This is a genomic window from Pseudomonas sp. ANT_J28 (assembly GCF_008370005.1).
Classification (GTDB): domain Bacteria; phylum Pseudomonadota; class Gammaproteobacteria; order Pseudomonadales; family Pseudomonadaceae; genus Aquipseudomonas; species Aquipseudomonas frigoris.
This window is the reverse complement of the sequence record NZ_VOBM01000005.1, coordinates 177212-189628: the sequence shown is the minus strand read 5'-3', so window position 1 is coordinate 189628 and position 12417 is coordinate 177212. Positions and strand designations below refer to the sequence as shown.

The 12417-nt window shown below is 58.0% G+C and carries 12 protein-coding genes and 1 pseudogene; 8 read left to right on the top strand and 5 right to left on the bottom strand.

Annotated features, from left to right (window positions below):
* The first annotated feature begins 87 nt into the window (after positions 1-87).
* Both FQ187_RS05100 and FQ187_RS05095 read left to right on the top strand, forming a co-directional pair.
* Positions 88-519, top strand: coding sequence for an OsmC family protein (locus FQ187_RS05100; RefSeq protein ID WP_008152515.1), 432 nt, complete (start codon positions 88-90; stop codon positions 517-519).
* Positions 520-675: 156 nt separating this feature from the next.
* Positions 676-909: a DUF1161 domain-containing protein gene (locus tag FQ187_RS05095; protein WP_149628645.1), complete on the top strand. Its 234-nt coding sequence runs from the start codon at positions 676-678 to the stop codon at positions 907-909.
* A 6-nt stretch (positions 910-915) separates the two neighbouring features.
* Here the strand turns inward: FQ187_RS05095 and FQ187_RS05090 are convergent, their stop codons facing one another.
* Positions 916-1338: a hypothetical protein gene (locus tag FQ187_RS05090; RefSeq protein ID WP_149628644.1), complete on the bottom strand. Its 423-nt coding sequence runs from the start codon at positions 1336-1338 to the stop codon at positions 916-918.
* 40 nt (positions 1339-1378) lie between these two features.
* Positions 1379-1801 carry a hypothetical protein gene (locus FQ187_RS05085; RefSeq protein WP_149628643.1) on the bottom strand — a complete coding sequence of 141 codons (423 nt, stop codon included), beginning with the start codon at positions 1799-1801 and terminating at the stop codon, positions 1379-1381.
* Between the two features lie 59 nt (positions 1802-1860).
* Here FQ187_RS05085 and FQ187_RS05080 point away from each other — a divergent pair, with 59 nt between their 5' ends.
* Complete coding sequence (locus FQ187_RS05080) at positions 1861-2952, top strand: aminopeptidase (protein ID WP_149628642.1); 1092 nt, start codon at positions 1861-1863, stop codon at positions 2950-2952.
* A gap of 87 nt (positions 2953-3039) precedes the next feature.
* On the opposite strand, the gene FQ187_RS05075 is transcribed toward FQ187_RS05080, so the two are convergent.
* Both FQ187_RS05075 and FQ187_RS05070 read right to left on the bottom strand, forming a co-directional pair.
* A complete protein-coding gene (locus tag FQ187_RS05075) occupies positions 3040-3690 on the bottom strand; it encodes an HAD family hydrolase (protein ID WP_149628641.1) in 651 nt (216 codons plus the stop codon).
* A 26-nt stretch (positions 3691-3716) separates the two neighbouring features.
* Positions 3717-4262 (bottom strand): gamma carbonic anhydrase family protein, encoded by a 546-nt coding sequence (locus tag FQ187_RS05070; RefSeq protein WP_149628640.1) that lies wholly within the window; start codon positions 4260-4262, stop codon positions 3717-3719.
* Between the two features lie 89 nt (positions 4263-4351).
* Here FQ187_RS05070 and prlC point away from each other — a divergent pair, with 89 nt between their 5' ends.
* The 3 genes from prlC (at position 4352) to FQ187_RS05055 (ending at position 8844) form a co-directional block, all read left to right on the top strand.
* Positions 4352-6403: an oligopeptidase A gene (gene prlC, locus FQ187_RS05065; RefSeq protein ID WP_149628639.1), complete on the top strand. Its 2052-nt coding sequence runs from the start codon at positions 4352-4354 to the stop codon at positions 6401-6403.
* The gene (locus FQ187_RS05060) at positions 6400-6687 is read left to right on the top strand and encodes a YheV family putative zinc ribbon protein (RefSeq protein ID WP_149628638.1); all 288 of its coding nucleotides are present in this window, start codon (positions 6400-6402) and stop codon (positions 6685-6687) included. The genes prlC and FQ187_RS05060 overlap by 4 nt, the downstream gene beginning before the upstream one ends.
* A gap of 114 nt (positions 6688-6801) precedes the next feature.
* Positions 6802-8844, top strand: coding sequence for a M3 family metallopeptidase (locus FQ187_RS05055; protein WP_149628637.1), 2043 nt, complete (start codon positions 6802-6804; stop codon positions 8842-8844).
* A 9-nt stretch (positions 8845-8853) separates the two neighbouring features.
* On the opposite strand, the gene FQ187_RS05050 is transcribed toward FQ187_RS05055, so the two are convergent.
* Positions 8854-9498 carry a tyrosine-protein phosphatase gene (locus FQ187_RS05050; RefSeq protein WP_129439616.1) on the bottom strand — a complete coding sequence of 215 codons (645 nt, stop codon included), beginning with the start codon at positions 9496-9498 and terminating at the stop codon, positions 8854-8856.
* Positions 9499-9665: 167 nt separating this feature from the next.
* Here FQ187_RS05050 and FQ187_RS05045 point away from each other — a divergent pair.
* Both FQ187_RS05045 and FQ187_RS05040 read left to right on the top strand, forming a co-directional pair.
* Positions 9666-10848, top strand: a pseudogene (locus tag FQ187_RS05045) (GMC oxidoreductase); the annotation flags it as partial.
* A gap of 12 nt (positions 10849-10860) precedes the next feature.
* Entirely contained in the window at positions 10861-12165 is a 1305-nt protein-coding gene (locus FQ187_RS05040; RefSeq protein ID WP_149628636.1) for a cytochrome c, read from the top strand.
* Positions 12166-12417: the final 252 nt, after the last annotated feature.

The window sequence follows — 12417 nt, the reverse complement described above, 5'->3', positions numbered from 1 at the left end:
ACTTTGCACCACGGTCTATCCTCAGAACCCTAGCAACCGAAAACCACAAAGGCGCGACGCTTCGTGCCGGATCTTGAGGAGGCATTCATGGCTATCACAAAGAAAGCATCGGCTCATTGGGAAGGTGACCTGAAAACGGGCATCGGCTCGATTTCCACGGAAACCGGTGTCCTCAGAGAAGCGCCCTACGGCTTCAAGGCGCGCTTCGAAGGCGGCAAGGGCACCAATCCGGAAGAGTTGATCGGCGCAGCGCACGCGGGCTGCTTCTCCATGGCGTTTTCGATGATTCTCGGCGATGCCGGTCTCAAGGCTGACAGCATCGATACCAATGCCGAAGTCACCCTGGACCAAGTGGACGGCGGATTCGCGATCACGGCAGTGAAATTGATCCTCAAAGCGAAGATTCCTGGGGCGACTCAGGCTCAATTTGAGGAATTGAGCAATAAAGCCAAAGAAGGCTGCCCGGTTTCGAAAGTGCTGAATGCGAAAATCAGTCTGGATGCAACATTGGTCAGCTGACAGGGGGTTGTCGCGCTCCCCGATAAAAGATCGCAGCCTCGGCGGGCTGCGATCTTTTTTGCGCTGAAACAAAACCTGGCTGGCGAGATTGTGGTCGAATAAATGACAGCAGCTAAAACGCATCATCGTGCGCGCTGCCTCAAAGGAGCTTCAACCATGAAACGTTTTGCCTTGGCGGTTATCTGTTGCGCGCTGGCCACACCGGCCCTGGCGGCAGCGAAATCCTGTGAAGAACTCAAGGCCGAGATTGAAGCCAAGATCCAGGCCAATAACGTCTCGTCCTACACGCTGGAAATCGTCACCAACGACGAAGTACACGATCAGAATATGGTCGTTGGCACGTGCGACGGCGGCACGAAGAAAATCATCTACCAGAAGAACGACCGCTGATTCACCTCACATGAGGCAATAGGACTCTCGGTCTTCAGCGACAATCTCCCGCTTGGCGTTGTACAGCCGGGCACCAGGAGTAAATGCTATCGACTGGCCTACCAGCACATAACGCTGGCCGGCTTCGAAATGATCGTAGTTGATGGTCAGATAGCACAGCCGTTCCGAGGGACCGTCCATCACACCTAAGCCACCACCACCGGGCACTTCGAAGTCGAATCGAACGATCAGCTCATGGCTACCGGGAGTGACCTGGAAAAAACGCCCGTCGCGCAATCGCTGCTTGTCCAGTCGTTCAGCCATCAACAATTTGTCATTGGGGAATGGCGTAGAAAATTCGACCCACGCCATCTGCGGATTGACTACCGGCAGCGGGCTCTGACAGCCAGCAACAACGCTTGCAGCCAGCAACAACATCAACCTGCGCATGATGAATGTCCCGAGGATTGGTCATTCAGCATAACGCCGTTCAGGTGCGTTGGCAGCCTGCAGGTGTGCCCTGGCCAATGACTTTACGCTGTTGATCGTAGAGTTTTGCCCACGGCCGAAAGCCGATATTTCCTGCTTTCAACTGATACCGCTCGCCAGCGTTGAAGTCGTTGAATTTCACGTTTAGGTGGCAGTCACGCCATAGTGGCTCGGCATCGGGTCCGATGTTGCTTGGCGCGACCGGGAATTGGTAACGAACGGTGAGCTCATGGCTACCAGGCCGAACCTGGAAATAGCGCTTGTCGGTGGCGGCCTTGTCATCGACTTCCAGCGCTTGCAGCGCGGTGTCTTCCTGCTTCGAATCCAGGTCGATCCACGCTTGAGCCGGATCATGGGGGGGTAATCCGAATCCAGCACAACCTGCCAGCATCAGCAGGCTTCCTGTCAGCATCAACGTGCGCATAGCGGAGCTCCAGTCAGGCGGGATAGTCTTGCGGGCAGACTCTCCAGGGATGATTCATTTTGATCAGGCCGCTTCCAAGCCTTGGGTTACTTGATCGCGTTTTACGCATTTTGTTTCCGGGCGTGTTGTTTTTGTTTCTCAATGGTTGCGCCGGCGTCAGCTATTACGGCCAATTGGCCAGTGGTCAGCTGCAATTGCTGCGGGCACGCGAGCCGGTTTCCAGACTGATTGCCGATCCCGGTCGCGATCAGCTACTGCGTGCGCACCTGACTCAATCGCAACAGGCCCGCACGTTCGCCAGCCAACAGCTGCAGCTTCCGGATAACCAGAGTTACCGTTTGTACGCCGACATTGGCCGGCCGTTCGTAGTCTGGAACGTGTTTGCCACGCCGGAATTCTCCCTGACACCACAGAACCATTGCTTCCCGATCGCCGGTTGCGTCGCCTATCGCGGTTATTACAGTCAGAGCGCGGCCCGCGGTGAAGCTGCGTTGCAACGATTGCAAGGTATGGACGTGTCGATCGGTGGCGTCGAGGCTTATTCGACGCTCGGCTGGTTCAACGATCCGATTATCAGTTCGATGATGGCCTGGGGTGACGAACGATTGGCCACGCTGATCTTCCATGAACTGGCGCATCAACGCATTTATGTGAAGGACGACACCGAATTCAATGAGTCTTTCGCCACCTTCGTCGAACAGGAAGGCACCCGCCAATGGCGTGCATTCCGGGGCTTGGCGCCGGACAGCGGCACGCAGGTGCAGCAACGGGATCAGTTCATTCAATTGGTTCTGGATACCCGCACGCGACTCGAACGGCTGTACACCCTGTCCCTGCCCGCCGACCAGATGCGCCAGCGCAAAGCCGCCGAGTTCGAGCGATTGCGGGGTGAATACCGGCAGTTGCGCGACAGCCAATGGGCTGGGGACAAACGCTATGACGCGTGGATCAATGCGCCGATGAACAATGCCCGGCTGTTGCCATTTGGGCTGTACGACCAATGGGTGCCGGCGTTTGCGGCGTTGTTCAGACAAGAGGGTGGGGATTGGGTGAAGTTTTATGCGGCAGTCGAGCAGCTCGGCGCGTTGCCGGTGAGGGAGCGCAAGGCGGCATTGAATGCTTTGGCTCAATTGAAAAGCCGTGGTGGCTGATCGGGCCTCATCGCGAGCAAGCTAGCTCCCACATAAGACCTGTAAACACTGGTCCACTGTGGGAGCTTGCTCGCGATGGCGGATTAATTAACGCTGTAAAAACGCCTGATGCATCTCTTCCAGCGTCTCGAAATGCCAGGTCGGCGCTTCAGCGCTTAACTCTTCCCGACTGCCAAACCCGTAACCAACCGCCGCCGCATCCAGCCCGTTACTGCGCGCACCGATCAAATCGTGTTTACGGTCTCCGATCATCAGGGTGCTGGCCGGATCCAGGCCTTCTTCGGCCATCAAGTGGGCGATCAGCTCGACTTTGTTGGTCCGGGTTCCATCCAGTTCGCTGCCATAGATCACTTTGAAGTGTTTGGCGAAGTCGAAGTGCCGGGCAATTTCCCGGGCAAAAATCCACGGTTTTGACGTCGCGATGTACAGCTGTCGCCCTTGCCCGCCGAGGGTTTCCAACAATGGTGTGACGCCGTCGAATACGCGGTTCTCATACAGACCGGTGACCTTGAAGCGTTCGCGATAGAAGTTCACCGCTTCCCAGGCCTTGGGCTCGTCGAAATCGTAGAACTGCATGAACGCCTGCAACAACGGCGGACCGATGAAGTGTTCAAGTTTGCTCAGGTCGGGCTCATCGATGCCCAGTTTGCTCAAGGCGAACTGGATCGAACGGGTGATGCCCTCGCGTGGATCGGTCAGGGTGCCATCGAGGTCGAACAATACGGTTTGGTAATGCATGTTGAATCCTGAATAAGGGCGCAGGGTCAGAGCTGGTCGTAGCCTTCGGCCAGATGCAAATTCTTGAGCTTCACGTAGTTCGCCGCGCTGTAGGTGAAAAATGATTTTTCCTTGTCAGTCAGCGGCCGGATCTGTTTCACCGGGCTGCCCACATAAAGAAAGCCGCTTTCAAGGCGTTTGCCCGGCGGCACCAGACTGCCGGCACCGATGATCACATCGTCCTCGACCACCGCACCGTCCATGACGATGCTGCCCATGCCGATCAGAATCCGACTGCCCACGGTGCAGCCGTGGAGCATGACTTTATGAGCGATGGTCACATCGTCGCCAATCAGCAACGGAAAGCCATCGGGATTGAACGGCCCGGCGTGGGTGATGTGCAGCACACAGCCGTCCTGCACGCTGGTGCGTGCACCAACGCGGATGCGGTGCATGTCGCCACGAATCACCGTCAGCGGCCAGACCGAGCTGTCTTCGCCGATTTCGACGTCGCCGATCACCACCGCCGAACCGTCGACAAAGGCGCCTTTGCCCAGTAGCGGCGTGTGGTTCTGATACTTGCGAAGGGTCACGATAGGCTCTCTCTCTTTTGCTGATAGCTGCGGTGAGCGTCGATTGTAATTAAGATGGCGCAATGTTTCTTCCAGCCAAGGTGCCAACCGTGAGCGTGAACAACCCACTTTTGCAGTCCTACGACCTGCCGCCGTTCTCGGCGATCCGTGCCGAACACGTGCAACCGGCCATTGACCAGATCCTGGCTGACAACCGCGCCGCCATTATCGAGATCCTCAAAACCCAGGGCAAACAACCGACCTGGGCCGGCCTGGTGCTGGCGATGGACGAGCTCAATGATCGCCTGGGCGCGGCCTGGAGCCCGGTCAGCCACCTGAATGCCGTGTGCAACAGCGCCGAACTGCGCGAAGCCTACGAATCCTGCCTGCCGGCCTTGAGCGCCTATTCCACCGAACTGGGCCAGAACCGCGAATTGTTCGAGGCGTTCGAAGCGCTGGCCAACAGTCCCGAAGCTGCCGGTTTCGAGGTGGCGCAGAAAACTATCCTGGAACACTCCCTGCGTGATTTCCGTCTGTCGGGTATCGACCTGCCGGAAGCCGAACAAAAGCGTTACGCCGAAGTGCAGAGCAAATTGTCGGAACTGGGCAGCCGCTTCTCCAATCAGTTGCTCGACGCCACTCAGGCCTGGACCAAACACGTCACCGATGAAGCTACCCTCGCCGGCCTGACCGATTCGGCCAAGGCGCAAATGGCCGCGGCTGCACAGGCCAAAGGTCTGGAAGGCTTCCTGATCACCCTCGAATTCCCGAGCTACTACGCGGTGATGACCTACGCCCACGACCGCGCCCTGCGCGAAGAAGTCTACGCCGCCTACTGCACCCGTGCGTCGGACCAAGGCCCGAATGCCGGTCAGAACGATAACGGCCCGGTCATGGAAGAAATCCTCGACCTGCGTCAGGAACTGGCCAAGCTGCTCGGTTTCGCCAGCTTTTCGGAGCTGAGCCTGGCCACCAAAATGGCCGAATCCAGCGATCAGGTACTGAGTTTCCTGCGCGATCTGGCCAAGCGCAGCAAGCCGTTCGCCGCCCAGGATCTGGAACAGCTCAAGGCGTACGCCGCCGAACAAGGCTGCCCGGACCTGCAAAGCTGGGACAGCGGTTTCTACGGTGAAAAACTTCGCGAGCAGCGCTACAGCGTCGCCCAGGAAGCCCTTCGCGCTTACTTTCCGATCGACAAAGTGCTGGGCGGTCTGTTTGCTATCGTCCAGCGTCTGTACGGCATCGAAATCGCCGAGCAGAAAGGCTTCGACACCTGGCACCCGGATGTTCGCCTGTTTGAAATCAAGGAAAACGGCCAGCATGTCGGCCGCTTCTTCTTCGACCTCTACGCCCGCGCCAACAAGCGTGGCGGTGCCTGGATGGACGGCGCCCGCGACCGTCGCCGCACGATTAGCGGCGTATTGCAAAGTCCGGTGGCGAACCTGGTGTGCAACTTCACCCCGGCCGACAGCGGCAAACCGGCCCTGCTGACCCACGATGAAGTGACCACCCTGTTCCACGAATTCGGTCACGGCCTGCATCACCTGTTGACCCGCGTTGAACACGCCGGCGTATCCGGCATCAACGGCGTGGCCTGGGATGCGGTCGAGCTGCCAAGCCAGTTCATGGAGAACTGGTGCTGGGAGCCGGAAGGTCTGGCGCTGATTTCCGGTCACTACGAAACCGGCGAGCCGCTGCCTCAGGACCTGCTGGAGAAAATGCTCGCAGCGAAGAACTTCCAGTCCGGTCTGATGATGGTCCGTCAGCTGGAGTTCTCGCTGTTCGACTTCGACCTGCACGCCACCCACGGTGACGGCCGTAGCGTGGCACAGGTACTTGAAGGTGTGCGCGACGAGGTGTCGGTCATGCGTCCACCCGCCTACAACCGTTTCCCGAATAGCTTTGCGCACATCTTCGCCGGCGGTTATGCGGCGGGTTACTACAGCTACAAATGGGCTGAAGTGCTGTCGGCCGATGCCTTCTCGAAGTTCGAAGAAGACGGCGTGCTCAACGCCGAAACCGGTCGTGCGTTCCGCGAAGCGATCCTGGCGCGCGGTGGCTCCCAGGAACCGATGGTGCTGTTCGTCGACTTCCGCGGACGTCCGCCGTCGATTGACGCACTCTTGCGCCACAGCGGCCTGAGTGAGGTCGCGGCAGCATGAGCGAGGGGCCAGTGAAGACGAAAAAACGCTTTATCGCCGGGGCAGTCTGCCCGGCCTGCAGCGAGCCGGACAAATTGATGATGTGGAACGAAGACGACGTCCCGCATCGTGAGTGCGTGGCCTGCGGTTATTCGGACACGCTGAATGAACAAGGCCTGTCCGTGCCCAAGGAATTGGGCACGCGGGTCAACACCTCGGCGCTGAAGGTGCCGGACGCCAAGGTTCAGGCCGTGCAGTTTTTCCCGAACCCGAAGCTGAAGAAAAAGCCTGACGAGCAACACTGAGTCCACTCCACCTTCCACTCCTGAACGGGTTGGAAGGTGGTATCTATCTACCACCTTTCCCCTGCGCTTCCTTTATAGGCTGACCACATTCAGCCTCTACTCAAGGAAGACGCCATGCCCGACACCAATCCGCTTTTGCAGGCCTGGGACCTGCCGCCCTGGTCGGAGGTCCGCACCGAACACCTCGTGCCGGCAATCACAGCCATCATTACCGACAACCGGCAGATCATTGCCGAAATCATCATCAGCCAATCCGTATTCCCTAATTGGGATGACCTGGTTCTGGCCATCGATGAAATCGATGCGCGCCTGGACGAGGCTTTGGGCATCATCCAGATCCTGTCGATGACGAAACACAACGATACCGCCTGGAACACGGCAGCTGCTGTATGCAGCGATGCTGGGGCGCAGTACCGATCCGAAAGAATGAGCAATCGTCCGTTGTTTGATGCATACCGGCGGTTGGCGAACAGTTCGATCGCCCTCAACTTCGATAAACCGCGCAAGGCAGCGCTGGCCAAAATTCTGCGCAAGTTTCAATTGTCGGGAATCGACTTGCCCCTGACACAACGGGAAAAGCTGGCCCGATTGAACCTCGACATCGATCGGCTCGAAGAGCTGTTTCTCACCCATCTGAACAGCGCTAACGCTGCATGGTCCACGCACGTCGATGACGTTGCGGTACTGGAAGGTTTATACCCCTCCGTAAAAAATCGTCTGAGACACCTGGCCAAAGAAGCAGGACATGAAGGCTGGCTGATTCCCCTGGATGAAAACACCTACCAGCAAATCATGAGGTACGCCGAAAATCGGGCATTGCGAGAAGAATATTTCGTGGCGTACTACACGCGCGCGTCCGATCAAGGCCCGCATGCCGACGAGTTCGATAATGGTCCTGTACTGACGTTGCTGCTTTCGCTGCGCCACCAGAAAGCCGAACTGCTAGGTTTCGATAATTTCGCGCAACTGCGTCTGGCCACCGCAGCGGCCGAGTCCACCGATCAAGTTCGTAGTTTCCTGCGTCGGCAAGTGACATTGAACACACCACCCCTTGCACGGGATTCAAAGGAGCTACAAGAGTTTGCGCTCGAACGGGGCATCTCTGAAATACACGCCTGGGACCACGAATTTCTCGCTGAACAACTGCGCCACCATCGTTTCCCTGAAGCCCTGAAGAATCTGCGCGACTATTTTCCCCTGGACGGCACCTTGCGACGACTCTGCCTGTTCTGCGAACGGCTGTTCGGGATCCGGATCCTCGAGCAGGCTGAATTCAGTCGCTGGCATAACGACGTGCGCCTGTTTGAGATCAGCGAGCATGGTCAGACCATCGGGCATATTTATCTTGACCCGTACCACCGCAAAGAAGCTCCAGATTACGCCTGGACAGGCACACTGCGAAACCGACGAATAAACGCCGAAGGCCGCGTAGCGCTACCGATTGCCGATCTTCACTGCAACTTCACGCCTGGGGTCGACGGCCATCCGTGCCTGCTTGAGCACAAGGATCTGCGGGTGCTTTTTCATGAATTCGGTCATTGTCTGCAACACGTGCTGACGAGTTCGCCGCATCACACCCTTTCCGGCATTTCCCAACTGGGGCGCGATACGGTGGAGTTCGCAGGGCAGGTATTCGAGCAGTGGTGTCTGTCACGGGAGTTTCTGTTATGGCTGGGTGCCCACCACCAAAGCGGTGAACGCTTGACCGAAGCGCGGGTAGACGCGGCACTGGCAGCCCTCGAAACCCAGACCAGCCGACAAGCCGCACTCTTGCTGACGAGTGCAATGTTCGATTTCGAAGTGCACCACAGCCAAGGCGATGGTCGTAGCACCCAGCAAGTATTCGAAGACGTTCAGCGGGAGGTTCCCCACGTGCAACTGCCGTCTTATTGTCGGTTCGCGAACAGCTTTGACTACATGGTGACCGGTTACGCAGCCTCCGTTTACGCCTACACGTGGTCAGGCGTACTGGCCATCCAAGCCTTCAAGCGATTCCGTCAGGATTGGGTCTTCAATGCGCAAACAGGGCGAGCCTTTCGCGAGGCGTTTTTTTCTCCGGGCGATTCGCGCTCCTTGCTGACCGCCATGGAAGCGTTTCTTGAACGGCCGATCACCAAAGATCTTTTCGCGCTTTCGTCAGAAGCCGTTGCCGGCTGACGTAACGCTTTACTCGACATGGGCCGATTTGAACCAGCTCTTCATCGAACAACTGGCGAACGGGCTCGTGCTGCAATCACCGTTGGCCAACGCGGTGCGGAGCTTGTCGACATCGGCCTGCATCATGTATCGGACGCCGTCCTTGAAATGAGTGCTGTCACCAAAGCCGCCCTGGGTCATTTCGTTCAGGGCGTCTTCCTTGCTCCAGCCCTGCACCACGACCCGGTACATGGCCGCCATCAGGCCCGTGCGGTCCGAACCATGCTTGCAGTGCATCAGCACCGGTCCCTTGGCTTCGGCAGTCTGGATCGCGCGAAGAGCTTTGAGTACATCCGCATCATCCACATGGTTGGTGCGATAGGGCAGCTGTACCTGTGCGATACCTGGGGTCGACAACCAGCTGGAGTCCGACTCGGGCAGGAAATTGATAACGGTCCCGACCTTGAGTTTTTCCAGTAACGGCACGGCGCCTCTGTCGGGCAATGCACTGCGATAGAGCGTCGGGGACATTTTGAAGAGGTTGTATTGCACCTCGACCGATTGAGCCCACTCCGCAGGTCGGGGCAACGCACTGTCGTCGGCAAGAGCCAGCGTCAGGTTCAAAAGTGCGGCCAGCGACAGGCAGATCGCTGGGATACAACGCGATAGAGACATGCTCGGGTGACCGTTCAGGAGAGTCGGGAAGATGAGGCCCAGATTCACCCCCGAGCGGTCAAAGGTCCGTGAGCCGTCTGTCAAAGAATCGTGAATCAGCCCATCGCTTTTGTCGCAAAACCGAGGTTTTTAAGCTGAATCGGTTCATCTTGATGCTTAGCCTGCTCTATCCACAGGTGATCGACGAACTCACCTACAGCGTGCGTAAAAAACTCTTCCAGGACATTTCCAAGGAGACCGTGACCATTCGCCATAGCGTGAATGACATCGCGCTGCCGAACCGCCAATTGGGCGCCTTCCTGCCCGGCAATGGTGTCGGCGGCGACGGTTTGCACTGGTCCGGCGTGCACTTTCGGGTCGACCCGATCGAGTTCGCATGCGCAGCCACTATGAAGAACGCTACGGCAAAAGCTTCATCCCCAAGGACATGCCCATCCAGGACTTCGGCGTCAGCTATGAAGAGCTGGAGCCGTTTTTCGATTACGCCGAGAAGGTCTTCGGCACCTCGGGCCAGGCCTGGACGGTGAAGGGTCAGTTGGTCGGCGAAGGCAAGGGCGGCAACCCGTACGCGCCGGATCGTTCGAATCATTTCCCGCTGGAATCGCAGAAGAACACTGTTTCCGCACAGCTGTTTCAGAAAGCGGCCACCGCAGTGGGTTACAAACCTTACAACCTGCCCTCTGCCAATACATCAGGCCCCTACACCAACCCCTACGGCGCACAGATGGGTCCGTGCAACTTTTGCGGTTTTTGCAGCGGCTATGTCTGCTACATGTATTCCAAGGCATCGCCGAACGTAAACATTCTGCCGGCGCTCAATCCGCTGCCCAATTTCGAGCTGCGGCCCAACTCCCACGTACTGCGGGTCAATCTCGACAGCACCAAGAGCAAGGCGACAGGTGTGACCTACATAGACGGCCAGGGCCGGGAGATCGAGCAGCCGCCAGATCTGGTGATCCTCGGTGCCTTCCAGTTCCACAATGTGCGGCTGATGTTGCTTTCGGGTATCGGCAAGCCGTACGACCCGATCAGCGGCGAAGGGCCGAAGCGATGAGCCCCAAGGCCATCGCCGTATTGGGTAAGAAGGTTGGTGATCACTTCAACACCGCGTCTTACCAGACCACCCACCTCAACGGTGGCGCGATCATGGGTACCAATCCGAAAACCAGCGCCTTGAACCGTTACTTGCAGAGCTGGGACGTGCACAACGTTTTCGTCCCCGGAGCGTCAGCTTTCCCACAAGGCCTGGGCTACAACCCTACCGGCCTGGTGGCAGCGTTGACCTACTGGTCGGCCCGGGCAATCCGCGAGCAGTACCTGAAAAACCCCGGCCCGCTGGTTCAGGCTTAAGGAGCGATGACCATGAAAGCACTTGTTATCGCGACCCTGACGTTGCTCGGCTGTGGCTCGGTCAACGCCGCAGAAATTGATCAAAACCTGATCAAACAAGGCGAGTACCTGGCCCGCGCGGGTGACTGCGTGGCCTGCCACACCGCAAAGGACGGCAAGCCGTTCGCCGGTGGCCTGCCGATGGAAACACCGATCGGGACGATCTACTCCACCAATATCACGCCGGATAAAACCGGCTTGGGTGACTACAGCTTTGAGGATTTCGACAAAGCCGTCCGTCATGGTGTCGCCAAAAACGGTAGTACCTTGTACCCGGCGATGCCTTATCCGTCCTACGCCAGCGTCAACGAAACCGACATGAAAGCCTTGTACGCCGACTTCATGCATGGCGTAGCGCCTGTCGCTCAGGAGAACAAGGCCAGCGACATTCCCTGGCCTTTGAGCATGCGCTGGCCGCTTGCAGGCTGGCGCTGGATGTTTGCCCCGGCTGTGGCGGACTACAAAGCGGCACCCGGCGAAGATGCCGTGGTCAGTCGTGGGGCTTATCTGGTGGAAGGCCTCGGACATTGCGGCGCGTGCCATACGCCGCGAGCCCTGACCATGCAGGAAAAAGCCCTGAATGCAGGCGAAGGCAGCGCATTTCTGTCAGGCAGTGCGCCATTGGAAGGCTGGATTGCGAAAAGTCTGCGCGGCGATCACAAGAATGGCCTCGGCAGCTGGAGCGAAGAACAACTGGTGCAGTTTCTCAAGACCGGTCGCAGCTATCGTAGCGCGGTGTTTGGAGGCATGAGTGATGTGGTGACGCACAGCATGCAGTACATGACCGACAACGATCTGACCGCGATTGCCCGTTACCTCAAGTCCTTGCCGGCGAATGATCCCAATGATCAGCCGCACCAGTACGACAAACAGGTCGCACAGGCGCTGTGGAACGGGGACGACAGCAAGCCTGGCGCTTCGGTGTACATCGACAACTGCGCGGCCTGTCACCGTACCGATGGCCATGGCTACACCAAAGTGTTCCCGGCGCTGGCAGGCAACCCGGTGTTGCAGTCGGACGACCCGACGTCGCTGATTCACATCGTGCTCAAGGGCGGTACGTTGCCGGCGACTCATACGGCGCCCTCGACCTTTACCATGCCGGGATTCGCCTGGCGCTTGTCGGATCAGGAAGTGGCGGATGTGGTCAGTTTCATCCGCAGCAGCTGGGGCAACAAGGGTGAGCCGGTCAAGGCGAGTACCGTGGCCGACTTGCGCAAGGATGATCTGAAAACCACCTCGGGCGACGATCTGGGTCAGGTCACTCAGAAGAACTGATCTCCCAGCGGCACTAGCCAGATGAGCAACGCCTCGAGACTGCATATAAAACCAGTATCGAGGCGTTTTTATCTCCACTCCTCTTCCCCTCGCAGCACCGCCATCGCTACCGCCACCCACCAGTCATCCTTTGCCCCCAGTAAATGACAAGGCACATAGGGAATATTCCTTACTGTTTTTGGGAGCCTTCCTACAGCCAGTTTTTGAACCCTCCGTTAGGGTGTTTTTTTCATCGAAGTATGGAAGCTTTAC

Coding starts and splice junctions, on each gene's coding strand:
- FQ187_RS05100 (WP_008152515.1), top strand. CDS start 88: ATGGCTATCACAAAGAAAGCATCGGCTCATTGGGAAGGTGACCTGAAA.
- FQ187_RS05095 (WP_149628645.1), top strand. CDS start 676: ATGAAACGTTTTGCCTTGGCGGTTATCTGTTGCGCGCTGGCCACACCG.
- FQ187_RS05090 (WP_149628644.1), bottom strand. CDS start 1,338: ATGCGCAGGTTGATGTTGTTGCTGGCTGCAAGCGTTGTTGCTGGCTGT.
- FQ187_RS05085 (WP_149628643.1), bottom strand. CDS start 1,801: ATGCGCACGTTGATGCTGACAGGAAGCCTGCTGATGCTGGCAGGTTGT.
- FQ187_RS05075 (WP_149628641.1), bottom strand. CDS start 3,690: ATGCATTACCAAACCGTATTGTTCGACCTCGATGGCACCCTGACCGAT.
- FQ187_RS05060 (WP_149628638.1), top strand. CDS start 6,400: ATGAGCGAGGGGCCAGTGAAGACGAAAAAACGCTTTATCGCCGGGGCA.
- FQ187_RS05055 (WP_149628637.1), top strand. CDS start 6,802: ATGCCCGACACCAATCCGCTTTTGCAGGCCTGGGACCTGCCGCCCTGG.
- FQ187_RS05050 (WP_129439616.1), bottom strand. CDS start 9,498: ATGTCTCTATCGCGTTGTATCCCAGCGATCTGCCTGTCGCTGGCCGCA.
- FQ187_RS05040 (WP_149628636.1), top strand. CDS start 10,861: ATGAAAGCACTTGTTATCGCGACCCTGACGTTGCTCGGCTGTGGCTCG.